The sequence below is a fragment of the Brevundimonas sp. Marseille-Q4549 genome (assembly GCF_976940555.1).
The window spans coordinates 2,229,260-2,255,385 of record NZ_CDRHXG010000001.1; the positions used below are offsets into that span (position 1 = coordinate 2,229,260).

Below are 26,126 nucleotides of genomic sequence, written 5' to 3' on the forward strand. Positions count from 1 at the left end.
CGTCGAACGCGCGCGACGGCGCCTATGTTCAACCGGCGCCCCGTACCGTCAGCAGAGACCCGTCCACAGCCGTCACCACGACGTCCTGCCCCAGGTCCGGGGCGGCGTCCTCCATTTGCGCGGGCCACTCTGCGCCCGAGACGAAGACACGCCCGCGCCCGCCCTCAAAGGCCTGCACCACTCGCGCCTTCTGGCCGATCAACCGGCTGTCCCGATCATTGATGTCCGGGCCGGACGGATTGGCCTTCTGGATAAGCCGGCGCGACAAAAGAGTGGCGATCACCGTCAACACGGCGAAGACCGCCACCTCGCCCGGCAATCCCAACCGCAGCCCTGCGGCCGTCATGACGGCGACGACGCCCGCCGAAACCGCCGGCCACAGCAGCCATTCGGTGGAAAACATCGCCTCCACCGCCAGCAGAAGCACGCCCACGGCCAGCCAGATCCAAAAGGGCTGGGCCGCATAGAGATCGGCGATCACGGACATCGCGCTTGTCTCCTCAGGCCGAAGGCGGGACAGCCGGACGACGTGGCGCCGACGGACGCGCCGGGGCCTCGCGCTGCTGCCCCTGGGCCAGACCGACCAGTTCGCCGATGCCGGCGATGGAACCGACCAGGGCGCCCATTTCAGAGGGCACGATCACCGTGCGCTGTTGCGGGCTGCGCGCCAGTTCGGCGAAGGCCTCGACATATTTCTGTGCGACGAAATAGTTGATGGCGTTCACGTCGCCGCGCGCGATGGCTTCGGACACCATGGCGGTGGCGCGCGCCTCCGCCTCGGCCTCGCGCTCGCGGGCTTCGGCGTCGCGGAAGGCGGCTTCCTTGCGCCCCTCGGCCTGGAGAATGGCGGCCTGTTTGGCGCCCTCGGCGCGGGCGATGGCGGCCTGTTTCTCACCGTCCGCCTCGGTGACGACGGCGCGGCGTTCCCGCTCGGCCTTCATCTGGCGAGCCATGGCGTTGGTCACGTCGGCGGGCGGAGTCAGATCCTTGATCTCGATCCGGTTGACCTTGACGCCCCACGGCTCGGTCGCCGCGTCGATGACGTGCAGCAGGCGGGTGTTGATGCTGTCACGCTGGCTCAGCACCTCGTCCAGTTCCATCGAGCCGACGACTGTCCGCAGATTGGTCATGCACAGCTGGGAGATGGCGTAGGTCAGGTCGTCGACGCGATAGGCGGCCCTGGCGGCGTCCATCACCTGGATGAAGACGATGCCGTCGACCCGGACCATGGCGTTGTCCTTGGTGATGACCTCCTGGGTCGGGACGTCCAGCACCTGCTCCATCATGTTCATGCGCTTGCCGACCCGTTCCACGAACGGGGTCAGGAAGCCGATGCCCGGGCTCAGCGTCTTTGTGTACTTGCCGAACCGCTCGACGGTGAACTCTCGGCCCTGCGGCACGATCTTGATGACGCTGAACAGCAGCGCGATCGCCAGCAGTAGCACGACGCCGGCGAAAATGGTGGCGACATCCATGGGAACCCTCCGTCTGGAGCCAGGTTAGCCGTCACAACCCTGAAGCGCCACCGAAACCGGACGCCGTTCGGCCGAATTATGCGCCCGCCTTGGCGGCGTAAACGGCGAGGCGCTCCGCCACGTCGGCTTCAAGATCGCCATAGAACAGGTTGTAAGGCCGAACCTTTCTCTGATCGGCCCAGCTTCCGCCCGCCCGAATCGAGTCCAGGTTCGGCCAACTGTGCCGCAGCAGGCCCTCGCGGCATTGGGTCTGGACCTCCCGCGCGATCAGGGCTGGACGGGCGCCCCATTCCAGGCCCGTGGCGTTTGTGGCGCCGCGGCTCTGGCGGGCCGGCGTCACCGCCTCGCTGGTTCCGCCCAGGACGGGATTGACGCAGACCGGGCGGCGTCCGCCCAGATCCACCAGATCCCCTCGCGCGTCCCAGACCACGGCGCGTCGGAAACGTCGGTGCGCCGGCGCCTCGTCATTGTCTCCAACCTGCGCCCAGGCCACGACGCATTGGGTCTGCTCGCGGTTGGCGCAGGCCGGGATGCGCGCCGGCAGGTTCTCGACCGCCACGATGGTATCCATCAGATAGGCCGCCACCAGCCGGTCGCGCACGGCCTTGTCAGGCGCGATCCGTTCTCGGATCAGTCGGTCCAGCAACTCGGCTCCCTGCTCCACTCCCGCCAGTACGATGGGCCCCTGCGGATGGCGCGCCAGCCAGGCGTCGAACGCCGCCAGGATGTCATCATAGGCGAAGGCCCGCGCCTCGCGCGCGTCGTCCCTCAGGGTCAGGCGCGTGTAGAGGCTGGCCTGGCGATAGCGCGGCGCGCTGACCGCGCCTGCCCGGGCGAAGGGTCCGGCGTAGTTGGGCAGGATCACCCGGCGCAAATAGGCGTCGGACTTGGCGTCGCCGATGGGGCCGTTCCATTCCGACCCGCCGTCGAAGGTCGTGGAATGGACGAAGAAGACCTCGGCCGTTCCGGCGCCCGGCGCGCGGGCGTCCAGAAGGGCCCAGGCCCTGGGATCGGCATAGTTCGGCGCCGCCGGCGGGCGATAGGTTTGGAACGGAACCTGCGGGTCCAGGGCGGCGCGCAGAATGTCGCCCCGCCACACCGCGACCGCGGCGGTCAGAAGCAGGACCAGGGCCAGCCCGATCCAGCCGATCCATTGCCTGGTCGTCAGCCGTCTCATCGATAGGGATCGTCCGTGGCCAGGAAATCCTGGACGTAGCGTCGCACGCCCTCCTCCAGCGGCGTCGATTGACCCTCGAAGCCGGCGGCGCGGATACGGTCCATGCGCGCCTCAGTGAAATACTGATACCGGTCGCGGATCGCCTCGGGCATGTCGACATACTGGATCGACGAGGGCTTGCCGGCGGCGGCGAAGGTGGCCTGGGCCAGATCAGCGAAGGACCGCGCCTGGCCGGAACCGACGTTGAATACGCCCGAAACTTCCGGCGACTGCAGGAGGAACTCGATGATATCGACCACATCGTCCACATAGACGAAGTCGCGCAATTGCCCGCCGTCGGCGTAGTGCGGGTTATGGGACTTGAACAGGCTGACCGTTTCGCCCGCCGCCACCTTGGGCCAGATCTGGGCTACGACCGACTTCATGCCGCCCTTGTGCCCCTCGTTGGGGCCATAGACGTTGAAGAATTTCAGCCCCGCCCACTGACGCGGCGCCTGGCCGCGTTCCGCCTGGCGCGCCGCATACTGATCGAACAGCATTTTCGAATAGCCATAAGCGTTTAGCGGGCGAAGCTGAGACAGAGATTCGGCGTCGTCATCGTCGTTGAAACCCGTCTCGCCGTCGCCGTAGGTCGCCGCCGAAGAGGCGTAGATCAGCCGTGCGTCGCGGATCGTGCACCAGTCCCACAGGTCGCGCGACAGGGTGAAGTTGGTGCGGAGGATCAGATCGGCGTCCGGCTCGGTCGTCGAGGAGATGGCGCCCATATGGATCACCGTCTCGATCCGGTCGGCGTGACGCTCCAATTGGTCAAACAGTTCCTCTGGCGACCAGAAGTCGGCGACAGGGTGTTTGGCCAGATTCTTCCACTTGGCCAGATCGGCGGTCTCCAGCCGGTCGCACACCACCACGTCATACGCCGTCTCGGCCGTCAGCCGCGCCACGATGTTGGAGCCGATGAAGCCGGCGCCGCCGGTCACGACGATCATTCTGGGCGTCATTGCGCCTCTCCCGTCATTTTCGCGATGGTCTGCGTTGTCGAAAATCCGTCCTTGAAATCGGCCAGCCGCACCACGCCGCCCCAGCTTTCGACCAGGTCGCCGCCGACCACGCCCTCGCGCGTATAGTCGGAGCCCTTGATCAGCACATCGGGCCGCAGCCGCTCGATCAGGGCGATGGGCGTGGGGTCGTCGAAACTGGTCACGCGGTCCACGCTGCTCAAGGCCCCGATCACGACGGCCCGGCTATCCAGATCATTGACCGGCCGTCCCTCCCCCTTCAGCCGGCGCACCGAGGCGTCGGTGTTCAGCGCCACCACCAGCCGGTCGCACCAGCCGCGCGCCTGAGCCAGATAGGCGACATGCCCTCGGTGCAGAATATCGAAACAGCCGTTGGTGAAGCCGACCTTCAGCCCCTGACGTCGCCAGGCCTCGACCTCGGCGGCCAGTTCGTCCAGCGGCGTCACCTTGGCCTGGGCGGCGACGGCGTGCTGGCTCAATTCCGCCTCGATCAGTTCGCCAGGCGTCACGACCGCCGTGCCGGCCTTTCCGACCACCACGCCCGAGGCCAGGATGGCGAACTGCACCGCCGTCTCCAGCGAAGCCCCGGCCCCCAGGGCCAGCCCCAGGGCCGCAAGACCGGTATCGCCCGCGCCCGACACGTCGAACACCTCGCGCGCGCGACCGGGGAAATGACGCACCGGTTCGCCACGTCGCGCCAGACTCATGCCCTTTCCGGCACGGGTGACGATGATGGCTCTGGCCGTCGTCGCCGCCAACAGGGCCGCCAACGCCGCCTCGACCTCGGCGTCCGTCTCGGCCGGCAGGCCCGTCGCACCCGCCAGTTCCGAAGCGTTGGGCTTGATGACGTCGACCGCGCCATAGCGGGCGAAGTCCCGTCCCTTGGGGTCCACAATCACCGGCGCGCCCATTTCCCGCGCCGCCGTCAGCGCTGCATCGATCAAGGCGTCGCCAACCACGCCCTTGGCGTAGTCAGACAGGAGAATGGCCGAGGCATCAGAAAAGGCGTCGGATTTCACCAACGCGGGCGCCATCGCCTCTTCGTCCAGGCGTAACAGTTGCTGCCCGCCCGCGACGAAGCGGGTCTTCACGATCGTGGTCGCGCCATCCGGCCGGTCGATGCAGTCGATGATCCGATTCTCGGCCGCGATCAGTTCGGTCAGTTCCGCCCCCGCCGCATCCTGCCCCGCCACGGCGCCGAGTTGGGCCAGACCGCCAAGCGCCGCGACATTGCGCGCCACATTGCCGACGCCGCCCGGCATGGCGATGTTGCGCCGTGTGCGCAGCACCGGGATCGGCGCCTCGGGCGAGATGCGGCTGACCTCGCCATAGACATAGCGGTCCAGCATCAGGTCGCCGACGCAGGCGATCTTCAGGTTGCGCACACGCTCCAGCAGCTTCTGCAGGGCGCCCAGATCCAGAGTGTCAGACATGGGTCCGACCTAGAGGATTCAGGCGGCCTGCGCCACCGGGGCCTTGGCGCCCAGCTTGATGGCCAGATCGTCGAAGGCGATCAACTGCGCGGCCAGGGCCTCGAACTGACCCAGCGGCACCATGTTCGGCCCGTCCGACGGCGCGTGATCGGGATCGGGGTGGGTCTCGATGAAGACGGCGTCCACGCCTACCGAAACGGCGGCGCGCGCCAGGACCGGCACGAACTCGCGCTGGCCGCCCGACGACGTACCCTGCCCGCCCGGCTGCTGCACGCTGTGCGTCGCATCGAACACGACCGGGCAACCGATCTCGCGCAAGATCGGAAGCGCCCGCATGTCGCTGACCAGGGTGTTGTAGCCGAAGCTGGCGCCTCGCTCGCAGGCCATGACGTTGGGATTGCCGGCGCCGACGACCTTGGCGATGACGTTCTTCATGTCCCAGGGGGCCAGGAACTGGCCCTTCTTGATGTTGATCGCCTTGCCCGTGGCGGCGGCGGCCAGCAGCAGGTCGGTCTGGCGGCTGAGGAAGGCGGGAATCTGCAGCACGTCCACCACCTCGCCCACCGGCCCGCACTGGGACTCGGAGTGAACGTCGGTCAAGGTCGGCAGGCCCGTGACTTCGCGGATTTCCGCGAAGATGGGCAGGGCGTCCTTCAGGCCGATGCCGCGCGCGGCGCTGGCGCTGGTGCGGTTGGCCTTGTCGAAACTGGTCTTGTAGATGATGCCCGCATTCAGCCGCTCGCCGATTTCCTTCAGCTGATGCGCCGTTTCCAGCGCGTGCTGGCGGCTTTCCATCTGGCAGGGACCGGCGATGAAGGCGATTCGCGCGCCGCCGCCGATGACGACAGGCGTCCGAAGACCTTCAGACAACGTAATGACGGCGTTGGGTCGGCTCACGGCAGGCGTCTTTCCGGTTGATTTCGGCGTTCAAGTGGCGCCCGGCCGCAATGATTGCAACCTGTCGGGCGGCCCCGCCACCATGATTGACGCCCTGGAGCTTAGCGTGAAAAGTAGAATTCGATGAGCGTCGTCGCCACAGAGATCGAAGCTGTCGCCCGCCAGACGCCGCGCGTCTTCGCCATGTTGATCCGACTGCTAGCCGCCAACTGGACGGTGGGCCGCCTGCTCTTGCGCCTGCCGAATGGCGAGGAACATCTGCTGTCGGGGGGCGAGCCAGGCCCTCAAGCGACCTTGATCGTCAAGGACTATGGCTTCGCTCGGCGCGTGCTGGCCGCAGGCGATATCGGTTTCGCCGAAGGCTATATGGCCGGCGAATGGGACACCCCTCATCTGGCGACGCTGCTGGAGACCCTGGTCGACAACTACGACCACATCCGCCGCCTGTTCGACGGCAACTGGCTGATGATGGCGGTCAACTGGCTGACCCACCGCCGCAACCGCAACAGCAAGACTGGGTCGAAAAAGAACATCCATGCCCACTACGACCTGGGCAACGCCTTCTACGCCGCCTGGCTGGACGGTTCGATGACCTATTCCTCGGCCCGGTTCTCGCGTCAGGACGAGGCTCTGGAAACGGCCCAACGGGAGAAATACGCCGCCCTGGCGCGGCTCATGGACCTGCGGCCCGGACATACGGCGCTGGAGATCGGCTGCGGCTGGGGCGGCTTCGCCGAGTTTGCGGCCAAGGAGATCGGCGCCGACGTCACCGGCGTGACCATTTCGCGCGAACAGTACGACTTCGCCCGTCAGCGCCTGTTCCAGGCCGGCCTGGCCGACCGCGCGCGCATCGAACTGATCGACTACCGTGACGTGGCGGGTCGATTCGACCGCGTCGCCTCCATCGAGATGTTCGAGGCGGTGGGCAAGGAATACTGGCCCGCCTATTTCGACAAGATCCACGCGGTGCTGAAGCCCGGCGGCAAGGCGGGGCTGCAGATCATCACCATCCAGGACGCGCTGTTCGAGGAATACGACGCGCGCACCGACTTCATCCAGAAGTACGTCTTCCCCGGCGGCATGCTGCCGTCGGAAGAGCGGCTGAAGCCGGTGATCGCCGCCTCGGGCCTGCAATGGTCGGCCATCGAACGCTTCGGCCTGGACTACGCCGAGACCCTGAAACGATGGGACGAACGGTTTTGCGGCGCCTGGTCCGACATTCAGCGGATCGCCGGCTTCGATGAGAGGTTCTTTCGCCTGTGGCGCTTCTATCTGGCCTATTGCGAGGCGGGGTTCCGGTCGCGTCGCACCGATGTCGTGCAACTGGCGCTGAGCCGTGCCTGAGACCCTCTTCATGACCTTGCCGCCCCTGATCTCGACCGATGAGCTGAGCGGGCTGATGGCCCAGGGTCGGCCGTTGCGACTGGTCGACGCCAGCTGGCATCTGCATGGTCGCGACGGGCGGACTGAATTCGAGGCGGGCCACCTGCCCGGCGCGGTCTTTATGGATCTCGATGCGACTTCGGATACCACTTCCGAATTGCCGCATATGTTGCCGACTTCACAGGTATTTTCGTCGAAAATGAGCGCATTGGGCCTGTCCGATCGGGATCGGATCGTGGTCTATGACGCCGCCGGTCTGTTCTCGGCCGCCCGGGCCTGGTGGATGTTGAAGACCATGGGCGCGACCTCGGTTCAGGTGCTGGACGGCGGTTTGCCGAAATGGCGCGCCGAAGGTCGCCCGCTGGAGCACGGTCTCCGTCCGTCGCCGGCCCTGGCCGATTTCGCCTCCCGCTTCGATGCGGCGGCGGTGGCCGATATGGAGGCCGTGCGTCGGGCCTTGGCCGAAGGCGTCCAGGTCGTCGATGCACGCGGCCCGGCCCGCTTTCGCGGCGAGGCGGCGGAGCCCCGTCCCGGCGTGCGGCCCGGCCATATGCCGGGGGCGATCAACCTGCCCTATTCCGCCCTGCTCAATCCGGACGGAACGATGAAACGGGACGAAAGGCTGGAATCCGCCTTCCTTGACGCCGGAATCGATCTGGACAGGCCGATCGTCACCACCTGCGGCTCCGGCGTGACGGCGGCCATCCTCGGCCTGGGCCTTGCCGTGCTGGGGCGTTCGTCGCGGCTCTATGACGGTTCTTGGGCCGAATGGGGCGGCCGCAGCGACACGCCCGTCGTCGTCGGCCCCTGACAACTTTAGCGAATCGGCAAGCCGTACATCAGCCCTGCCGGCCGCGCGTTCCATTGGGCGTTCAGCCCGCGCTCCAGGTTCAGGGCCGACTTGCCGCCCAGGTTGCGGTCGAAAATCTGGCCATAGTTGCCGACCGCCCCGACGGCGTCCGCCGCCCAGGTCTTGGACAGGCCCAGCATGGCGCCGTAGTCGCCCTCCAGCCCGACCAACCGCCGGACGCGCGGCTCCGTCGCGGTCTTGGACAGGTCGCCGACGTTCTCCTTCGTCACGCCCAGTTCCTCGGCCAGGATCAGCGCATTCAGGATCCAGCGCGTCAGATCGGCCCATCGGTCGTCGCCGGAGCGGACGATGGGGCCCAGCGGCTCCTTGGACACCACGTCGGACAGGATGGTGTGGGCGTTGGGGTCGGCCAGAACCGTCCGCGCCGCCGCCAGGGCCGAGATGTCGGCGCTGAAGGCGTCGCAGTCCTCGCGGCCATAGGCGTCGCGGGCCGCTTCTTCGGTCGGCAGGACGACGGGCCGATAGGCTACGCCGCGCGAGCGGAAGAAGTCGTCGGCGTTGACCTGGGCCGTCGATCCGGCCTGGACGCAGACCCGTGCGCCGTTCAGTTCGGCCGCGCTGCTCAGGTTCAGCGACCGCCGCACCAGAAAACCCTGGCCGTCGTAGTAGTTGACCCCGGCGAAGACCAGACCCTCGCCCGCATCGCGCGTCATCGTCCAGGACGAGTTACGCCACAGCACGTCGATCCGACCGTCGTTCAGCGCGGTGAACCTGTCCGCCGCCGACAGAGGTACGAAGCGCACCGCGTCGCCGTCGCCCAGGATCGCCGCCGCCATGGCGCGGCAGAAGTCGGCGTCGAATCCCCGCCACTGACCGCGATTGTCCGTATAGGCGAAGCCGACCAGGCCCTGATGCACGCCGCAATTCAGGCGTCCGCGCCGTTTGACGGCGGCCAGGGTCGGGCTGTCCGGTCGATTGGTCGTCGCCACGGGTCCGGTCGGGGTCTCGGCCTTCTCGGGCGGCGGCGCGGCGGGTCGGTCGCCGCAGGCTGCGACCCATAGGGCCGCCGTCATCGCTCCGATAGTCAAGACCCGCATCGCGTTCGTATCCTCTCCGCCGCTTGCGCCCCGTGGGACTTTAGAGGCCTTTAGGCCATGATCTGCAACCCATCGGAGCCGTCATGACCGCCTACTCCGACCGCACCCGACTGATCGCTTCGGCCACACGGCGCGGACATGGCCGCCGACCGGTCAATCCGCCTGTCGAGCGCGCCTCCACCATGCTCAGCGACCGCGCCGAGGCGATGCACGACGACGCGGATGGGCCTACCTACGGGCTGGAAGGAGGCAGCGCCGCGCGACAGTTGCGCGCCGCTCTGGCCGGTCTGGAAAAGGCGACCGACGCCGTGCTGGTTCCCTCTGGCCTCGCGGCTGTGACGGTTCCTCTGCTGGCCTTGACACGACCCGGCGACGAGGTGCTGACGCTTGACGGGGTATACGGCCCGACCCGGCGCTTCCTCAGCCGCTATCAGGCGTCGCGCGGCGTCGCGACCCGTTTTCTGCCGGCCGAAACGGACGCCGAGAGCCTGATCGCGGCCATAGGCGAGCGGACGCGCGTCGTGCTGCTGGAATCCCCGGCCTCTCTGACATTCCAGATGATCGACGTCGCCGCCGTCGCCGCCGCCTGCCGGGCGCGGGGCGTGCGCACCGTCATGGACAACACCTGGGCCGCCGGCCTGGCCTTCAAGCCCCTTACGCAGGGCGTGGACGTCAGCGTCCAGGCCCTGACCAAATATGTCGGCGGTCATTCCGACGTGCTGATGGGCGGCATCGCCGCCAATGATCCCGCCTGCCTGCGCGCTGTCCACGACGTGATCGAGGATCTGGGCTGGCACGTTTCGCCGGACGACGCCTGGCTGGCCCTGCGCGGCCTTCGCACCCTGCCGTTGCGTTACGCCGAACAGGGGCGTTCGGGCCTGCGCGTGGCCGAATGGCTGCAAGGTCGGCCCGAGGTTTCCCGCGTGCTCTATCCGCCCCTGCCCGGCGCGGTCGGGCATGACCTCTGGGCCCGCGACTTCAACGGCGCCGCGTCGCTGATGGGTGTCGTCATGAAGGGAGGCGACACCGCCGCCGGGCGCGCCTTCTTGGACGCTCTGAGTCTGTTTGGCATGGGCTATTCCTGGGGCGGCTTCGAAAGCCTGATCACCCATGAGACGCACCAGATGGCCTATCGCAGCCATCCGCCGTCGCTGGAAGGCGAACTGATCCGCCTGCATGTCGGCCTGGAAGACCCCGCCGACCTGATTGCGGACCTGGAGCGGGGCCTTGCCGCCTTCTCCGCCGCGCTCACCCTTCCTTAAGCGGCGACGGCGACTGTTCCGTCGTGCACGTCTCGCCCGGACAAATCCTTGATTCGGAGAGCCCGCCGCTGTGGGAGCAGTGGGCGGCCGGTTTTGTCGTCTTCATGCTGACGGGCGCCCTGATCGCGCCCGTCATCGCCCCGACCCAGGTCGAGACTCCGATCCTGCGGCTGATCTGGCTGCCGGTCTACGCCGTGACTGCCGGTCTTCTGGTCTTCCGTTTCGACAAGGTGATCCGCGCCTGGCCCGCCTGGCTGATGGTCGGTGCCCTGATCGCCCTGGCCTATGTGTCCCAATACTGGTCTATCGACCCCGAGGTGACGGACCGTCGTGTCATCGCCATGGCGATCAACAGCGCCTTCGCCGTCTATCTGGGCGCGGTGTTTCGCGGCGCCGCCCTGCCGCGCGTGCTGATGCACACCTGCCTGGTCATGGCGGTGGGCAGTCTGATCATGGTGTTCGCCTATCCCAAGGTCGGGGTGCATCAGTTCGACAACGCCGGCCTGTGGCGCGGTCTGTGGTACGAGAAGAACCAGATGGGTCTGGTCATGGTGGTGGGCGCCGTCTCGGCGGCGGCCTGTCTGGCGGCGGATCAGATCGCCGGCGCCAGCAGGAAACCCTGGGCCGCCCTCTTGACCCTGATCCTGACGACCGTGCTGATCCTGGCCACCCAGTCCAAGACCTCTCTGCTGTGTCTGATGATCGGCGTCGGCATGGTGGGCGGCTGGTGGACGTTGAAACAGGGCGGCGCGGCCGTGACCATCGTGGCCATCTGGGCGGCCGTGGTCGGGATTGTCGGGGGCGCCTGGACCTGGCACATCGCCTCGGCCTCCATCCTCCAGGCCTTGGGCAAGGACCCGTCGCTGACCGGCCGCACCCTGATCTGGGAAGCCCTGATGCGAAAGGTGGCCGAGCGTCCGTGGACCGGCTACGGCTTCAGCGCCTTCTGGGGCGTGGACTCGATCCCGGCGCGCGAGATCCGCATCCAGACCCAATGGCCGGTGCCCTCGGCCCACAACGGCTGGATCGACCTTCTGGTCCAGCTGGGCTGGCCCGGCGCGGTCGCGGTCGGCGCCCTGATCGCCATCGCCGCCATCATGATCCTGGCCCGCACCAACGGCCTGGGCGCGCGCGAAGGCTATTGGAGCATCGGCTATCTGTCGGTCTTCGTCGCGCTCAGCCTGTCCGAGAGCGTGCTGCTGAACCACGCCAGCCTGCCCTGGTCGCTGATGCTGGCCATTCTGACGCGCGCCGTGACCTTCGATCCGGCTCCCGTGCGCGCGCCGCTTGCCCGACCGGCCGCACGGGCCTACCAGAACCGGCCCCGAATCGCCTCAGACTATGTGAATGGCCGCCGACCTCTTCGCTTTTGACGACGAACCCGAAGCTCGCAAACCCGAGTCGCCCAAACCCGCCGCGGTGATCCCGCCCCAGGTCGTGCCTCCTGTCGCGCAACCGGCTGCGCCCAAACCCGCCCAGGCCGCCGCGACCACGGCCGCCGCCACCGGCTATTCCGCCTCGTCCATCGAGGTGCTGGAGGGGCTGGAGCCCGTCCGCAAACGCCCCGGCATGTATATCGGCGGCACCGACGAGCGCGCCCTGCACCATCTGTTCGCCGAAGTCCTCGACAATGCGATGGACGAGGCCGTGGCCCGCCATGCCAAGCTGATCACCGTCGATCTGGACGCCGAGGGCTATCTGTCCGTTCGCGACGACGGGCGCGGCATTCCGGTCGATCCGCACCCGAAACACCCCGGCAAGTCGGCGCTGGAGGTGGTCATGACCGTCCTCCACTCGGGCGGAAAGTTTTCGGGAAAAGCCTATGAAACCTCTGGCGGTCTGCACGGCGTGGGCGTCTCGGTCGTCAATGCCCTGTCCGAGCATCTGGATGTCACGGTCTGGCGCGACGGGTTCGAGTGGAAACAGTCCTTCTCGCGCGGCCATGTCCTCGGCCCCATCCAGCAGGTCCAGCCGTCCAAGAAGCGCGGCACCCTGATCCGGTTCAAGCCGGACGACGAAATCTTCGGCATGGGCGCGGCCTTCAAGCCCGCCCGCCTGTTCCGCATGGCGCGGTCCAAGGCCTATCTGTTCCGCGGCGTCGAGATCAAATGGACCTGCGCGCCGGAACGGATCACCGACACGACCCCGGCCCAGGCCACCCTGCACTTCCCTGGCGGCCTGGCCGACGCCCTGGCCGACCGCATCGGCCAGCTGGACACCGTCACCCCCACCTTCGCCGGTCGCGCCGAGCGTCAGGGCGAGGCGGGCGCCTTCGAATGGGCCGTGACCTGGTCGCCCGCCGGTTTCGGCGAGGCGGACGGCTTCATCCAGTCCTACTGCAACACTGTCTCGACCCCTGACGGCGGCACGCACGAAGCCGGCTTCCGCGCGGCCCTGGTCAAGGGGCTGAAGGCCTACGGCGAACTGACCAATGAGAAGCGCGCGAGCGTCATCACGGCCGAGGACGTCATCGCCAACGCCGGCGCCCTGATCAGCGTCTTCATCCGCAATCCCGAGTTCCAGGGCCAGACCAAGGACCGCCTGTCCTCGCCCGAGGGCGCGCGCCTGGTCGAGCAACTGCTGCGCGACCCTCTGGACCACTGGCTGACCGAGAGCCCCAAACAGGCCAACGCCCTGCTCGGCTTCGTCATCGACCGGGCGGAGGAGCGGCTGCGCCGTCGCAAGGACAAGGAGGTCCAGCGCGCCGCCGCCACCCGCAAGCTGCGTCTGCCCGGCAAGCTGTCGGACTGCAGCCGTCAGGCCGCCGAGGGCACCGAACTGTTCATCGTCGAGGGCGATTCGGCCGGTGGCTCTGCCAAACAGGCGCGCGACCGCACGACCCAGGCCATCCTGCCCCTGCGCGGCAAGATTCTGAACGTCGCCTCCGCCACGGCGGACAAGCTGCGCGCCAACGTCGAACTGTCCGACCTGGCCCTGGCCCTGGGCGTCCAGCCCGGCAATCGCTTCAACATCGACGACCTGCGCTACGAGCGGATCATCATCATGACCGACGCCGACGTGGACGGCGCCCACATCGCGGCGCTGCTGATCACCTTCTTCTATCGCGTCATGCCCGAGACGATCCGTCAGGGTCGGGTCTTCATGGCCCTTCCGCCGCTGTATCGCATCAGCGCCGGCCCCTTGAGCGAATACGCCCGCGACGACGCCCACCGCGACGAGCTTCTGGCCACCGTCTTCAAGGGCAAGAAGACCGAGATCGGGCGGTTCAAGGGCCTGGGCGAAATGATGGCCTCCCAGTTGAAGGAGACCACCATGGATCCCAAGAAGCGCACCCTGGCCCGCATCACGGTGCCCGACGCCGAGGCCAGCATCGAGGACTTGGTCGAGCGCCTGATGGGCAAACGCGCCGAGGCCCGTTTCCAGTTCATTCAGGAAAACGCCCAGTTCGTGAAGGAGGAACTGGACGTCTGACGCCATCGCGGCCCTTCCAACGAACGGCGACGCCTGACACAAGGGGCCCATGAGCACGACCGCCCCCTCGCCCGCCTTTCTGGATGAACTGAAAGCCGCCCTCGGCCCTGGCGGCTGGACGCAGGACCCGGAGGTCGTCGCCCCCTTCCTGACCGAGTGGCGCAACCGCTGGACGGGGGATACGCCCATCCTGCTGACCCCGCGCTCGACCGAGGCGGTCGCCCGCATCGTGATCCTGTGCGCGCGCGACGGCGTGGCCGTCACCCCCCAGGGCGGCGGCACCGGCCTGGTCGGCGGCCAGATTCCCTTCGGCGAAGTCCTGCTGTCGATGAAGAAGATGCGCGCCGTGCGCGACGTCACCCCCCTGGACGACGCCATGACGGTCGAGGCCGGCCTGACCCTGCTGGAAGCGCAACAGGCGGCGACGGCGGCGGGCCGCTATTTCCCGCTCAGCCTGGCGGCCGAAGGCTCCGCGACCATCGGCGGCGTCATCTCGACCAACGCCGGCGGCACCCAGGTTCTGCGCTACGGCATGATGCGCGATCTGGTGCTGGGCATAGAGGCTGTCATGCCGAATGGCCAAGTGTTCAACGGCCTGAAGCGGCTGCGCAAGGACAACACCGGCTATGACCTGAAGCAGTTGCTGATCGGCGCCGAGGGCACCCTGGGCGTCGTCACCGCCGCCACCCTGAAGCTGTTCCCCATCATGCGCTCGCGCGCCGTGGCCATCGTCGGGCTGGAGACGGCCGCCGCCTCGATCGAGCTTCTGGCCCGCGCCAAGGCTGAAACCGGCGGCGGCGTCGAGGCCTTCGAGCTGATGAAACGCCTCGGCATGGAACTGGTGCTCAAGAACATCCCCGACACCCGCGAACCGCTGGACACGACGCCCGACTGGTACGTCCTGATCGAGATCGCCTCGGGCACGCCCGGCGGCGCCGAGGCCCAGATGCAGGCCCTGCTGGAGGTCGCCTTCGAAGAGGGCCTGATCACCGACGCCGCCATCGCCCAGAACGACGCCCAGCGCGCCGCCTTCTGGCGTCTGCGCGAGGAGCATTCGGCGGCCCTCAAGCCCGAGGGGGGGGGCTGGAAGCACGACGTCTCCGTGCCGATCAGCCGGATCGCCCATTTCATCGACGAGGCCTCCGCCGCCGTCGAACGCTTCCATCCGGGCGCCCGCATCTCGGTCTTCGGCCACGTCGGCGACGGCAATCTGCACTACGACATCCTGCCCGGCGTCGGTCAGGACGTGCCCGCCTTCATCGGCCGCTGGAAGGAAGGGTCGCAGGTCGTTCACGACGTGGTCGCCCGCTACGACGGCTCGATCTCGGCCGAACACGGCCTGGGCCGGCTGAAGACCGACGAGGCCCGGCGCTACAAGTCGCCGCTGGAGATCGAGACCATGGCCGCCATCCGCCAGGCGCTGGATCCCCGACGGATCATGAACCCCGCCGTCCTGTTCTAGGTTTGATCGACAACGCCCGATAACGTCATTCCGGGGCTGAGCGCAGCGAAGAACCCGGAACCTAGGGCCGCAGACGCTCTGTTGAACCCACTAAACGTCCGATGCACGCCTCCTGGGTTCCGGGTTCGTCCTTCGGACGCCCCGGAATGACGTCGCTTGTCGAGTGTCGATGACTGGCGACTGAACCTAGCGTTACGCGCCCAACCGGCGGCTTGCGCGCGCAATGCCGCTGGTCGGACTCCCGTCTTTTCATGGACTTGTCGAATTCTCGCGCCGATCTGCGCGCCTTAGATCGGATCGCGCCCATCCTTGATCCGTCCCGTCGCACCGGAGGGCTCGTAAGGCCTGCGACCTTGCGGCGGCGGGAGCGTATGGAGCGGTGTCCGCCCGATGTCGGGGTTCCAAAGACCTCGCGCGGGCGAGCGGCGGCCGGCAGGGTCCGGCCGCCTTACGTGGCGGCTCGGAGGAGAGCCAACGGGGCGGACGTGCAGGCGTCACGCCCAGCCGCGGGGGGCGTTCGGGTCGGCGTGAAAACATTGCGTCGGTCCGAGGCTCGTCGAAAACCATGCGCGCGGAGCGTCGGCCTTCGTCGAAACGGTATTTCATCTCAGAACTCCGGGCGACGGCCCGGCGCTCCGCCTGCCCTCCCTTATTCCCCGCGCGACGGCGACGGGCGCCTCGGCCTGCCCGGTGAGCTGCCCAGGTTCAATCGACAGTCGAGAAGCTAGGTCTCTCAGTTCGTCATTCCGGGTCTGAGCGGAGCGAAGACCCCGGAACCCAGGGCCACATGCGCTCTGCTGGCTCATTCAACGTTCGATGCGCCTCTCCTGGGTTCCGGGTTCGCCCTTCGGACGCCCCGGAATGACGTCATCAGGCGGAATATCGATTGAATCAGGTCGACAATGTTCTTGATTTGTTCTGTTTTTCGTTCCATCCTCTCTCTATGGAAACCGCCAAGGGAAGAGGCGCGCGTTCGAATGTCACCGGCCGCTACGAGCCCCAGCAGCATGAAGCGTTCGACGACGGCTGGACGCACGATGACGCCCAGGTCGCGCCGCTGCGCACCACCCTCACGCCCGAACACGCCCGCACCATCATCGCCCGGAACGACAGTCCGGACGTCGGCTTCGACCGCTCCATCAATCCCTACAAAGGTTGCGAACATGGCTGCATCTACTGCTACGCCCGTCCGGCCCATGCCTGGATGGGCCTATCCCCGGGCCTGGATTTCGAGAGCCGGCTCTTCTTCAAGCCCGAGGGCGCACGTCTGCTGGAACAGGCCTTCCTCGCCCCCCGATATCGGTGCAAGCGCATCCACATAGGCGGCAACACCGACCCCTATCAGCCAGTGGAGCGGGATATGCAGTCCACCCGCGCGATCCTTCAGGTGATGCAGCGGTTCAACCACCCGTTCAGCATCATCACCAAGTCGGTCCTGATCGCCCGCGACGCCGATATCCTGGGGCCCATGGGACAGGCGGGCCTGGCCTCGGCCTTCGTCTCCATCACCACCCTGGACCGCAAGCTGGCCCGCGCGATGGAGCCGCGCGCCTCCACCCCCGCCAAACGGCTTGAGGCGGTCAGCCGCCTGGCGGATGCGGGCTGTCCGGTCGGGGTCGGCTTCGCCCCCGTCATTCCCGGCCTCAACGATCACGAACTGGAATCGGTGCTGGAGGCCGCCGCCAAGGCCGGGGCGACCACGGCCATGTACGTCGCCCTGCGTCTGCCGCTGGAGATCAAGGATCTGTTCCGCGAATGGCTGGCCGACGCCCGGCCCGACCGCGCCGCCCGCGTCATGTCCCTGATCCGCCAGACGCGCGGCGGTCGCGACTACGATCCCGACTTTTCCCAGCGGATGAAGGGGCGCGGCCCGGTCGCCGACCTGATCGCCGTCCGCTTCAAGGCCGCGCTGAAACGTTATGGGCTGGACGCGCCCCGGCCCCTGCTGGACGAAAGCCGTTTCCGTGTCCCGGCCGACGCCCGCCCCCAGCTGGATCTGTTCGGCTAGTCGTCGGCCGCCGACGGATCGATGGCGTTCGTCACCAGCTCGCGCCACGTCGGATCGGTGTCGTCGACCAGGTCGACATCGTCCATCAGGGCCACAACGGCGTCGCCGTCAGGCAGGATCAGGCCCAGAATCTCCATCGCCTCGCCCTCGGCGTTCAGATGGCTCTCGGCCTGGACCACGACCGCCGCCTGTTCCCCAGCGTCATCCCACCAAATGACCGGCTGCGGCAGGTCCATGGCGATGGCGCGCGGATCGTCCGTATCGCCCAGGGCGAAGACCGCGCGCCGCGCCTGCACGTCGTCCAGCGTCGCCACGGCCCCGACGAACGGCTTCAGCCGGGTCCAGTCCTCGGCGTCGAAGCCGCCGCCGTCCTCATCCTCGTCCGCCATCGTCCTCGCCTATCGCCTGAACACGCCGACCAGCTCCACATGAGCCGACCAGAGAAATTGATCCACGGGCGTCACCCGCTCCAGCCGGAACCCGGCGTCGATCAGAACCCGCGCATCCCGCGCAAAGGTCTGGGGATTGCACGACACCCCGACCACGACGCCGGCCTTGGTCCCGGCGATCTGGGCCGTCTGTTCGACGGCGCCGGCGCGCGGCGGATCGAAGACAATGGCCTCGCAACCCTTCAGATCGAAAGGCGTCAGAGGTCGGCGAAACAGGTCGCGCGCCTCGGCAACGATGGCCTTCATCCCCTTGGCCGTGTTGATCCCGGCCTTCAGGGCGTCGATCCCGGCCTTCGAAGCGTCGGCGGCGATCACGGGCGCGACCGTCGCCAGCGGAAAGGTGAAGGTCCCGGCTCCGCAGAACAGGTCGGCGACCCTTCTGGCGCCCTTCACCGCAGCGACGGCCCGTGAAACCATGGCGTCCTCCGCCTGCGGCACGGCCTGAAGGAAGCCGCCGGCGGGCAAGGCCACGGTCGCCGGACCAAAGGCCACCTTCGGCTGGCGCGCCATGACCAGGGTCTCGCCGGCCAGGCTCAGCCGCGCCAGATCGGCCGCCTGGGCCGCCGCGATCGCCCGGCTGCGCGCATCGCCCGACAGGCCGCCGCCAGATCGCCGCTCCACCCCCGTCACATCGACGTCCAGCCCCGTCAGGGTCCAGGTCACATGCAGGGTCGGGGCCGACTTGGGGTGTTCCAGAAAAGCCTCGGCCAAACGGCGCAGGGCCGGTATCGCCTGAACGATGCGGGGATCGGCGACGGGACAGGCGACGACCTCGACCAGCCGCCACGACCGACGCGCCTTGAACCCCAGGATCGCCTGCCCGTCCTCGGCGCGCCGCGCATGCAGCGCCACCCGCCGCCTAGTGCCGGCCGGCACGGCCACCGTCGGCTCGATCTCGGTTTCGATCCGTTCGCGCGCCAGGGCCAGCCGCACCTGCTCTCGCTTCCAGTCCAGATAAGGCGTGTGGGCCCAGTGCTGCAGCGCGCAGCCGCCGCAGTCGCCATATTGCGGCGAAACCGGCGCGATCCGGTCGGCGCTGGGCGTGACGATCTCGACTGTTTCCATCCGCCCATCGCGCACCTCGCCCCGCACGGTTTCACCCGGCAGCGTCAGGCTGGCGAAGACCGGCCCGTTCGGCGTCTCGGCGATCCCGTCGCCCTGTCCGCCGATGCGGTCGATCCTGAAGGTCTCCATCGCCGCGCTTCTAGCCCCGCCTCCCCGGTGCGCCAAGCCACGACCTCAGCGACGCAAACACGACGGGGCCAGCCATGGCCTCAAGTAGCGCCAAGCGCGGCAGGCAAAAAGATGAACGAAGATGAACGGGTCGCTCAAACACCGTTCAGCTTCGGGCGATTAATCATTCTTGCAACAGACGCGAGGCTTCGCCGTTATGCGGTTACGGAATTGGTCCGGTCCTCGAAGGGGTTGGAATATGCGTATCTCGAAAACATCGCTGGCCGCTGTCGCCGCCCTGGCGCTGGGCGTTACTGTCGCGCCGCTCGCCGCCTCTGCCCAGACCTACTACAGCTACGGTCAGGCGCGAAATTACGGCACCGGCGCCTATGGCCCCTCCTACGACTATTCAAACCGCGGCTATGGCTACGATCCGTGCGCGCGTGAGCGTCAGGGCCGGACCGGCGCCGGCGCGGTGATCGGCGGCGGCGCGGGCGCCGTCATCGGTTCGCAGCTGGCCGCGCGCGGTCGTCGCACCGAAGGCAGCATCCTGGGCGGCGTGCTCGGCGCCGTGGTGGGATCCCAGGTCGGCCGCTCCAGCTCCGACGCCTGCCGCAGCTATCAGAGCAACGGCTACAACGGCTACAACGGCTATTCTCAAGGCTACGGTTACAGCGAGCCGACCTACAGCTACTACGACAACCGCTATACCGGCGATCAAGGCTATGGCTACGGCTACAGCGATTACGACCGCCGTGAAGACTACGCCTACGACCGTGGCGGCTATTACAATGATCGCCCGGTCGGAAACTATCAGAATACCGACGGATGCCGCCTGGCTGAAAGCCGCATCCGTCTGCCCGATGGTCGCACGGACACCCGCTATGTCCGCACCTGCCCCGACCAGTACGGCCGCTATCGCGTCGTCGATTAATTTTCAGCCCCCCTGTCGATCGACGATGTGACGGGAGCCGCCGGAGGATCAATCCTCCGGTGGTTTCTCTTTGTTGAGGGGCCTATCGCGCAGTCGCGCTACTTGAGGCCGTTGTTGGGGGCCTATCGCGCGGTCGCGCTGCTTGAGGCCCTCTTGGCCCAGAGCAGGAATTCGACATTGCCGTCGCCGCCCGTGATCGGGCTTTCGGTCGTGGCCTGCACGGTCCAGCCGACGCTTTCCAGCCAGTCGGAAACCCGCTGAACCGCCGCCACATGGGCCTGGGGGTCCTTGACCACCCCCTTCTTGCCGCCGCCGCCGGGGCCGTCCGCCTCGAACTGGGGCTTCACCAGCGTCACCAGATCGGCGTCGCCCGCCGCCAGCGCCAAAGCGGCGGGCAGCACCTTCGACAGGCTGATGAAGCTGGCGTCGCAGACGATCAGGGAGGGCGCCTGCGGGATCAGGTCAGGGTTCAGGTCGCGGGCGTCCGTCCGCTCCAGATTGACCACGCGCGGATCGTCCGCGACCCGGTCGTGCATCTGGCCGAAACCGACATCCACGGCGAAGACCCGCGCCGCGCCGCGATCCAGACAGACTTCGGTGAAGCCGCCGGTCGAGGCGCCGACGTCCAGCGCCACCCGTCCCTCGACCGCAATCGGCCACAGGTCCAGCGCATGATCCAGTTTCAGCGCGCCGCGTCCGACCCAGCGGTGCGCGGGCTGGGCCTCCAGCACGGCGTCCTCGTCCACCTGCTCGGACGGCTTCTGCACCGCCACGCCGTCGGCGAGGACCAGACCGGCCTCGATCGCCGCCCTGGCCCGCGCGCGGCTGTCGAACAGACCGCGCGCGACCAGAAGCTGATCGATGCGGGACTTCACCCGATCTCGCTGAGCCGGGCCAGCGCCGCCTGCAGCTTGACCTTGCCGGCCTCGGCCTCGGCCAGTTTGGCGCGCTGTTCGTCCACCACTTCCGCCGCGGCGCGGGCGACGAAGTTGGGGTTGCCCAGCTTCTTGTTCACATGGCCGATGTCGCTGTCGAAGGCGGCGATCTCCTTTTCCAGACGCGCCCGTTCGGCGGTCAGGTCGATGATGCCCGCCAGCGACAGGGCGACGGTCGAACCGCCGGAGACGAAGGTCACGGCGCCCGTCGGGGGCGCGTCCGCCGAGCCGACCTCGGACACCCGGCCCAGGGTCAGGATCAGGTCGCGGTGACGGGCGATGCGTTCGGCGGTCACGGTGTCGGGCGCGACGAAGGCCAGCGGCGGCTTGGCCGACGGCGGCACGTTCATCTCGGCGCGCAGGCCCCGGATTTCACTGACCAGATCGACCAGCCAGCCGATCTCGGCCTCGGCCGAGGCGTCGATGAAGGCATCCGGCAGCACGGGCCACTCGGCGCCGATCAGCAGACCTTCACGGGCCGGGCCTTCCTTGCCCAGTTCGGCCCACAGCTCCTCGGTGATGAAGGGCATGACCGGGTGCAGCAGCTTCAGCGTCTGGTCCAGCGTCCAGGCGGTCATGGCGCGCGTTTCGGCCTTGGCGGCCTCGTCCGATCCCTGGAAGACGGGCTTGGCCAGTTCCAGATACCAGTCGCAGAAGACGTTCCAGACAAAGCGGTACAGGGCGCCCGCCGCATCGTCGAACCGCCCGCCCTCGATGGCGTCGGACACGGCGCGTTCGGCCTTGGTCAGTTCGCCTCTGATCCAGCGGTTGATCGTCTGTTCGACGGTCGCCGGATCGAAGCCCTCGACGCGGCGCGCCTCGTTCATCTGGCTGAAGCGGGCGGCGTTCCACAGCTTGGTGCCGAAGTTGCGATAACCCTCGATCCGCTGTTTCGACAGTTTGATGTCGCGCGTGCCCGACAGGATGGCCATGGTGAAGCGCAACGGATCGGCGCCCAGTTCGTCGATGATGCCCAGGGGGTCGATGACGTTCCCCTTGGATTTACTCATCTTCTGGCCCTTCTCGTCGCGGACCAGACCGTTGATGATGACCCGCTTGAACGGGACCTCGCCGTCCATGAAGTGCAGGCCCATCATCATCATCCGGGCGACCCAGAAGAAGATGATGTCCGCCGCCGTGACCAGGTCGCTGGTCGGATAGAACCGCTCCAGATCCTCGGTCTTCTCGGGCCAACCCATGGTCGAGAACGGCCACAGGGCCGAGGAGAACCAGGTGTCCAGAACGTCCTCGTCCTGGGTCAGGGCGACCTCGGAATCATAGTCCGCCATCGCCTGTTCGCGCGCGTCGGCTTCCGTTTCGGCGACATAGATTTCGCCGTTCGGGCCGTACCAGGCCGGGATGCGGTGGCCCCACCACAGCTGGCGCGAAATGCACCACGGCTCGATATTGCGCAGCCATTCGAAGTAGATTTTCTCGTACGACTTGGGCTCGAACACCGTCTCGCCCTGCTCCACCGCCCTCAGCGCGGGCTGGGCCAGAACCTTGGCGTCGACGTACCACTGGTCCGTCAGCCACGGCTCGATGACCACGCCCGAACGGTCGCCGTGCGGGGCGACGTGTTTGGTCTTCTCGATCTCGCGCAGCCAGCCTTCTTCCTCGGCGCGGGCGACGATGGCCTTGCGCGCGGCGAAGCGGTCGAGGCCGATCACTTCAGCCGGGATTTCAGGCGCCTCGTCGGCGACGATGCGCGCAAAGGCGTCCAGAATGTTCAAGGCCGCCAGCCCTGCCCGCTTGCCGACGCCGAAGTCGTTGAAGTCGTGCGCAGGGGTGATTTTGACCGCGCCAGACCCCTTGGTCGGATCGGCATAGTCGTCGGCGACGATGGGGATGCGACGGCCGGTGATCGGCAGGGTCACGAACTTGCCGACCAGACCCGCATACCGCTCGTCCTCCGGATGAACGGCCACGCCGGTGTCGCCCAGCATGGTCTCGGGCCGGGTCGTGGCGACGACGATGAAGTCGCGTGTTTCCCACTCCGTCGCCTTGCCGTCCTCGTCGAAAGCGACGGGGTGTTCATAGGTCACGCCGTCCGCCAGCGGATAGGCGAAGTGCCAATAGGCGCCGTCCACCTCGCGCTGCTCGACCTCCAGATCGGAAATCGCGGTCTGGAAATGCGGGTCCCAGTTCACCAGCCGCTTGTCGCGGTAGATCAGACCTTCCTTGTGCAGTTGCACGAAGACCTTGCGGACGGCGGCGTTCAGCCCCTCGTCCAGAGTGAACCGCTCACGCGACCAGTCGCATGACGCGCCCAGACGGCGCAGCTGGCGCACGATGGTCCCGCCGCTTTCGGCCTTCCATTCCCAGATTTTCTCGATGAAGGCGTCGCGGCCCATGTCGCGGCGGCCGACGTTGCCGGCGGCGGCCAGCTGACGCTCGACCACCATCTGTGTGGCGATGCCGGCGTGGTCCGTGCCCGGCAGCCAGAGCACCGCCTTGCCCTTCATCCGGTGATAGCGGGCCAGGATGTCCTGCAGGGTGTTGTTCAGCGCATGGCCGATATGCAGGCTGCCGGTCACGTTCGGCGGCGGAATGACGATCGAATAGGCCTCGGCCGCGCCGTCGGTGCGGGGCGCGAACAGGCCGCTCTCCTCCCACTGGGCGTAGAGACGAGGCTCGGCGGCCTGGGGTTCGAAAGTCTTCTCAAGCATCGGGGACTTCTTTGTTGCTAACGCTCCGCGCGCGGCGCGTCGCTCCTTGAGCATATCGAAAATGCAGAAAGGCGGCCCCTTCAGGAGCCGCCCCTCGGACTAGTCTGGGCTGAGGCGAAGGGCTAGGCGCTGCGCGCGATGCGTTCGACTTCCTTCTGTACCGCCGCCTGAACGATGCCGGGCAGATTGGCGTCCAGCCAGTCCTTCAACATGGGGCGCAGCATCTCGGCGACCATGGCCTCGACGGTGTTGCCGCTGACGAAGGGCATTTCGTTGGTTGGGGCGGCAGCCATCGGCTCTGGCTTTTTGAAGCTGGCGGCCAGGCCGGCGAAGGCCGAGGCGGCGCTGGCGGCGGCGCTGTCGCCGACCAGGGAATCATAGGCAGGAGCGGGCGCGGCGGGTTGCTCGACTTGAGGTTGATACGGGTCCTCCGGAAAGGGCTCGTCCGCCGTCTCGAGCACATCCAGATCGCCTATGCTGGCGGGCGCGGTCGTCTCGTAACGGTCCGTCAGTTCCAGGACGTCTTCTTCAACCGCCGCTTCGGCGGGCGCGGCGACCTCGACCGGCGCTTTGACCACGGCTTCCGCCGAAGACGTCTCCACGACAGGCGTGGCCTCTGGTTCCGACGGCGCTGCGGGCGCAGCCGCCGTTTCCGCAGGGGCCTCGTCTTCGGAGATGATCCGGCGAATCGACGCCAGGATCTCTTCCATGGTCGGTTCCTGAGCGGATTGGTCGGTCATGGGTTAGCCTTGGGCGAGACCTTCGGGAAAGATCGACGTCGGAACACGCACGCGCGACCGATGCCGGATTCTTGTCGTCGCATCAACGCTCGCCGGAATCAACGGCGATTTCCGCCGCCGCCGACGGACGTCGGTCAGTTCCGGGGCGCGGTGCGCACGACCTCGCTCTTGAGCTGGGCGTCGATCGGTGCGTCCGGCGCGTCCACGGCGCCGACGATCGGCGGCGACGCCACGCGGTCCAGCGTCTCGACCACCCCGTCCCACGGCAAGCCGCCGCGTCCCTGAACACGGTCGTAATTCGCCTTCGGATCGTAAGTCTCGACCGCAGGATTCAGCGCCGGCCCTTCCAACTGCCCCATGGCGGCCAGCAACGAGGCGCGCGCCACATATTCGGCGGCGCGTGCGGTGGCCAAACCCGTCTGCGAGGCGCGCAGCGTCACTTCCTGGTTCAGCACGTCCAGGGTGGTGCGCAGGCCCACCTGGGCTTCCTGGCGGACGCCCTCGGCCGCGACCGAAGCGGCGCGCACCGCCTCTTCGCCCGCCGCGACGCCGGCGCGGGCCGACAGGACCTGGGCGTAGGCGGCGCTGACGCTTTGCAGGACTTCGCGGCGTTGAGCTTCGACATTGATCTGGGCGGCGTTGGCCTGTTCCAGCGCCTGGGCGACGCGCGAACGGTTCAGCCCGCCGGTGAACAGCGGCACCGAAAGCGTCGCGCCGGCCGTGAAGCTGCGACGATCGGCCAATTCGCCCAGGTCGCGCAGGTCGTTCGTCGCCCCGCCGTAAGAGGCCGTGGCCCGGATGGAGGGCAGATATTCAGCCCGCGCCGCCGCCACGGCGGCCTCGGCGCCCTGCTGACGGTAGGTGGCGGCCAGGACGCCCGGGTTGCGTTGAAGGGCGGTCTCCATCGCGGCGTCGAAGTCGGTCGGAACGGCTGGCAAGACTGGGGCCGCCTCCAGTTCGGTTGGCGACTGCCCCACCACGGCGGCGTAGGTCGCGCGCGAGGTCGAAAGCTGGGCCTGGGCGTTGGCCAGATCCGACTGCGACTGGGCCAGGGACGCTTCCGCCTGGGCCACGTCGGTACGGGTGATCTCGCCGACCTCGAATCGGGCGCTGGTCTCTTCCAACTGACGCTGAAGGACGCGCAGGTTCTCCTGGCGGATGGCCAGAATCTGCATGTCGCGGTTGACGCTCACATAGGCCTGGATGACCGACAACATCACCGATTGTTCGACGCTGCGCAGGTTCTCACGTCCGGCCAGGACGCCGGCCTGGGCCTGGTCGATGGCGCGGGCGACGCGCCCGGCGGTCCAGATGTTCTGCGACAGGCTGACGCCCACGTTGCCTGAATTGCTGTCGGACGAACGGGTGGTGATCTGGGTGTCCGGTATGCCGTCGTTGTTGGTGTCGACGAACTGCGTCACCGGCGGAAAATCGCTGCGCGTATAACTGACGCCGGCCGAGGCGCCGAGCGTGGGGCGCAGGCCCGAACGCGCCTGGACGACCGTTTCGTCCAACGCCCGCTGGCTGGCGCGCTGAGCCAACAGGTTGGGATTGGTCTGATAGGCCAGGGCGATGGCGTCCTTCAACGTTTCGGCCCAGGCGGGCGCGCCCAGCCCCGTCACAAGAGCGACCACTGCGGCCGAAGCCAGCACACGCGAGCGTTTCAACATCGTTCGTCCTTGACCGACGCCCCCGACGGGACGCCTGAATGTTCACCAGCGTAACTGCGGCTTGATCTCACCACACGCCAGTTAAGTTTTTTTCACGCAGCGG

General features: G+C 67.6%; 21 protein-coding genes. 8 read left to right on the forward strand and 13 right to left on the reverse strand.

The window, feature by feature from the left end:
- Positions 1-28: 28 nt before the first annotated feature.
- From ACWPV3_RS10935 to kdsA, 6 genes are all read right to left on the reverse strand, one after another.
- Positions 29-487 (reverse strand): NfeD family protein, encoded by a 459-nt coding sequence (locus ACWPV3_RS10935; protein WP_313453807.1) that lies wholly within the window; start codon positions 485-487, stop codon positions 29-31.
- A gap of 13 nt (positions 488-500) precedes the next feature.
- Entirely contained in the window at positions 501-1,475 is a 975-nt protein-coding gene (locus ACWPV3_RS10940; protein WP_453977864.1) for an SPFH domain-containing protein, read from the reverse strand.
- A gap of 76 nt (positions 1,476-1,551) precedes the next feature.
- Entirely contained in the window at positions 1,552-2,652 is a 1,101-nt protein-coding gene (locus ACWPV3_RS10945) for a DUF3089 domain-containing protein (RefSeq protein ID WP_313453301.1), read from the reverse strand.
- The gene (gene rfaD / locus ACWPV3_RS10950) at positions 2,649-3,650 is read right to left on the reverse strand and encodes an ADP-glyceromanno-heptose 6-epimerase (protein WP_313453299.1); all 1,002 of its coding nucleotides are present in this window, start codon (positions 3,648-3,650) and stop codon (positions 2,649-2,651) included. Before rfaD ends, ACWPV3_RS10945 begins: the two co-directional genes overlap by 4 nt.
- On the reverse strand, positions 3,647-5,101 hold the full coding sequence (gene rfaE2, locus ACWPV3_RS10955) for a D-glycero-beta-D-manno-heptose 1-phosphate adenylyltransferase (RefSeq protein WP_453977865.1): 1,455 nt from the start codon (positions 5,099-5,101) through the stop codon (positions 3,647-3,649). Before rfaE2 ends, rfaD begins: the two co-directional genes overlap by 4 nt.
- A gap of 18 nt (positions 5,102-5,119) precedes the next feature.
- On the reverse strand, positions 5,120-5,998 hold the full coding sequence (kdsA, locus tag ACWPV3_RS10960) for a 3-deoxy-8-phosphooctulonate synthase (RefSeq protein WP_453977866.1): 879 nt from the start codon (positions 5,996-5,998) through the stop codon (positions 5,120-5,122).
- Positions 5,999-6,121: 123 nt separating this feature from the next.
- Between kdsA and ACWPV3_RS10965 the strand changes: the two genes are divergently transcribed.
- Both ACWPV3_RS10965 and sseA read left to right on the forward strand, forming a co-directional pair.
- Positions 6,122-7,342 carry a class I SAM-dependent methyltransferase gene (locus tag ACWPV3_RS10965; protein WP_453977867.1) on the forward strand — a complete coding sequence of 407 codons (1,221 nt, stop codon included), beginning with the start codon at positions 6,122-6,124 and terminating at the stop codon, positions 7,340-7,342.
- 10 nt (positions 7,343-7,352) lie between these two features.
- Positions 7,353-8,192 carry a 3-mercaptopyruvate sulfurtransferase gene (sseA, locus tag ACWPV3_RS10970; RefSeq protein WP_453977868.1) on the forward strand — a complete coding sequence of 280 codons (840 nt, stop codon included), beginning with the start codon at positions 7,353-7,355 and terminating at the stop codon, positions 8,190-8,192.
- A gap of 5 nt (positions 8,193-8,197) precedes the next feature.
- On the opposite strand, the gene ACWPV3_RS10975 is transcribed toward sseA, so the two are convergent.
- Positions 8,198-9,289 (reverse strand): amino acid ABC transporter substrate-binding protein, encoded by a 1,092-nt coding sequence (locus tag ACWPV3_RS10975; protein WP_453977869.1) that lies wholly within the window; start codon positions 9,287-9,289, stop codon positions 8,198-8,200.
- 83 nt (positions 9,290-9,372) lie between these two features.
- Between ACWPV3_RS10975 and metC the strand changes: the two genes are divergently transcribed.
- From metC to ACWPV3_RS11000, 5 genes are all read left to right on the forward strand, one after another.
- The gene (gene metC, locus ACWPV3_RS10980) at positions 9,373-10,551 is read left to right on the forward strand and encodes a cystathionine beta-lyase (protein WP_453977870.1); all 1,179 of its coding nucleotides are present in this window, start codon (positions 9,373-9,375) and stop codon (positions 10,549-10,551) included.
- Between the two features lie 23 nt (positions 10,552-10,574).
- Positions 10,575-11,924, forward strand: coding sequence for an O-antigen ligase family protein (locus ACWPV3_RS10985; RefSeq protein ID WP_453977871.1), 1,350 nt, complete (start codon positions 10,575-10,577; stop codon positions 11,922-11,924).
- The gene (gene parE / locus ACWPV3_RS10990) at positions 11,899-13,983 is read left to right on the forward strand and encodes a DNA topoisomerase IV subunit B (RefSeq protein WP_453977872.1); all 2,085 of its coding nucleotides are present in this window, start codon (positions 11,899-11,901) and stop codon (positions 13,981-13,983) included. Before ACWPV3_RS10985 ends, parE begins: the two co-directional genes overlap by 26 nt.
- Before the next feature lie 49 nt (positions 13,984-14,032).
- On the forward strand, positions 14,033-15,445 hold the full coding sequence (locus ACWPV3_RS10995; RefSeq protein ID WP_453977873.1) for an FAD-binding oxidoreductase: 1,413 nt from the start codon (positions 14,033-14,035) through the stop codon (positions 15,443-15,445).
- A gap of 943 nt (positions 15,446-16,388) precedes the next feature.
- Complete coding sequence (locus ACWPV3_RS11000; RefSeq protein WP_453977874.1) at positions 16,389-17,453, forward strand: PA0069 family radical SAM protein; 1,065 nt, start codon at positions 16,389-16,391, stop codon at positions 17,451-17,453.
- Here the strand turns inward: ACWPV3_RS11000 and ACWPV3_RS11005 are convergent.
- Positions 17,450-17,842, reverse strand: a complete 393-nt coding sequence (locus tag ACWPV3_RS11005; protein ID WP_453977875.1) for a hypothetical protein — start codon at positions 17,840-17,842, stop codon at positions 17,450-17,452. The two genes, ACWPV3_RS11000 and ACWPV3_RS11005, sit on opposite strands and share 4 nt — an antisense overlap.
- Positions 17,843-17,851: 9 nt before the next feature.
- On the reverse strand, positions 17,852-19,096 hold the full coding sequence (locus tag ACWPV3_RS11010; protein ID WP_453977876.1) for a class I SAM-dependent RNA methyltransferase: 1,245 nt from the start codon (positions 19,094-19,096) through the stop codon (positions 17,852-17,854).
- A gap of 238 nt (positions 19,097-19,334) precedes the next feature.
- On the opposite strand from ACWPV3_RS11010, the gene ACWPV3_RS11015 reads away from it, so the two are divergent.
- Positions 19,335-20,009 (forward strand): glycine zipper 2TM domain-containing protein, encoded by a 675-nt coding sequence (locus ACWPV3_RS11015; RefSeq protein WP_453977877.1) that lies wholly within the window; start codon positions 19,335-19,337, stop codon positions 20,007-20,009.
- A gap of 122 nt (positions 20,010-20,131) precedes the next feature.
- Here the strand turns inward: ACWPV3_RS11015 and ACWPV3_RS11020 are convergent, their stop codons facing one another.
- The 4 genes from ACWPV3_RS11020 to ACWPV3_RS11035 all read right to left on the reverse strand — a co-directional run bounded on the left by ACWPV3_RS11020 (position 20,132) and on the right by ACWPV3_RS11035 (position 26,023).
- A complete protein-coding gene (locus ACWPV3_RS11020) occupies positions 20,132-20,884 on the reverse strand; it encodes a TlyA family RNA methyltransferase (protein WP_453977878.1) in 753 nt (250 codons plus the stop codon).
- Complete coding sequence (locus ACWPV3_RS11025; RefSeq protein WP_453977879.1) at positions 20,881-23,613, reverse strand: valine--tRNA ligase; 2,733 nt, start codon at positions 23,611-23,613, stop codon at positions 20,881-20,883. Before ACWPV3_RS11025 ends, ACWPV3_RS11020 begins: the two co-directional genes overlap by 4 nt.
- Before the next feature lie 122 nt (positions 23,614-23,735).
- Positions 23,736-24,353 carry a DUF2497 domain-containing protein gene (locus ACWPV3_RS11030; RefSeq protein ID WP_453977880.1) on the reverse strand — a complete coding sequence of 206 codons (618 nt, stop codon included), beginning with the start codon at positions 24,351-24,353 and terminating at the stop codon, positions 23,736-23,738.
- Positions 24,354-24,487: 134 nt separating this feature from the next.
- Complete coding sequence (locus tag ACWPV3_RS11035; RefSeq protein ID WP_453977881.1) at positions 24,488-26,023, reverse strand: TolC family outer membrane protein; 1,536 nt, start codon at positions 26,021-26,023, stop codon at positions 24,488-24,490.
- Positions 26,024-26,126: the final 103 nt, after the last annotated feature.

Bases quoted from the DNA above. Each gene is read 5' to 3' on its own strand.
- ACWPV3_RS11025 (WP_453977879.1), bottom strand. From the start codon at position 23,613: ATGCTTGAGAAGACTTTCGAACCCCAGGCCGCCGAGCCTCGTCTCTAC.
- ACWPV3_RS11005 (WP_453977875.1), bottom strand. From the start codon at position 17,842: ATGGCGGACGAGGATGAGGACGGCGGCGGCTTCGACGCCGAGGACTGG.
- ACWPV3_RS10965 (WP_453977867.1), top strand. From the start codon at position 6,122: ATGAGCGTCGTCGCCACAGAGATCGAAGCTGTCGCCCGCCAGACGCCG.
- ACWPV3_RS11015 (WP_453977877.1), top strand. From the start codon at position 19,335: ATGCGTATCTCGAAAACATCGCTGGCCGCTGTCGCCGCCCTGGCGCTG.
- ACWPV3_RS10940 (WP_453977864.1), bottom strand. From the start codon at position 1,475: ATGGATGTCGCCACCATTTTCGCCGGCGTCGTGCTACTGCTGGCGATC.
- ACWPV3_RS11000 (WP_453977874.1), top strand. From the start codon at position 16,389: ATGGAAACCGCCAAGGGAAGAGGCGCGCGTTCGAATGTCACCGGCCGC.
- parE (WP_453977872.1), top strand. From the start codon at position 11,899: ATGGCCGCCGACCTCTTCGCTTTTGACGACGAACCCGAAGCTCGCAAA.
- sseA (WP_453977868.1), top strand. From the start codon at position 7,353: ATGACCTTGCCGCCCCTGATCTCGACCGATGAGCTGAGCGGGCTGATG.
- ACWPV3_RS10945 (WP_313453301.1), bottom strand. From the start codon at position 2,652: ATGAGACGGCTGACGACCAGGCAATGGATCGGCTGGATCGGGCTGGCC.
- ACWPV3_RS10975 (WP_453977869.1), bottom strand. From the start codon at position 9,289: ATGCGGGTCTTGACTATCGGAGCGATGACGGCGGCCCTATGGGTCGCA.
- ACWPV3_RS10995 (WP_453977873.1), top strand. From the start codon at position 14,033: ATGAGCACGACCGCCCCCTCGCCCGCCTTTCTGGATGAACTGAAAGCC.
- rfaE2 (WP_453977865.1), bottom strand. From the start codon at position 5,101: ATGTCTGACACTCTGGATCTGGGCGCCCTGCAGAAGCTGCTGGAGCGT.
- metC (WP_453977870.1), top strand. From the start codon at position 9,373: ATGACCGCCTACTCCGACCGCACCCGACTGATCGCTTCGGCCACACGG.
- rfaD (WP_313453299.1), bottom strand. From the start codon at position 3,650: ATGACGCCCAGAATGATCGTCGTGACCGGCGGCGCCGGCTTCATCGGC.
- ACWPV3_RS10935 (WP_313453807.1), bottom strand. From the start codon at position 487: ATGTCCGTGATCGCCGATCTCTATGCGGCCCAGCCCTTTTGGATCTGG.
- ACWPV3_RS11010 (WP_453977876.1), bottom strand. From the start codon at position 19,096: ATGGAGACCTTCAGGATCGACCGCATCGGCGGACAGGGCGACGGGATC.
- ACWPV3_RS11035 (WP_453977881.1), bottom strand. From the start codon at position 26,023: ATGTTGAAACGCTCGCGTGTGCTGGCTTCGGCCGCAGTGGTCGCTCTT.
- ACWPV3_RS11030 (WP_453977880.1), bottom strand. From the start codon at position 24,353: ATGACCGACCAATCCGCTCAGGAACCGACCATGGAAGAGATCCTGGCG.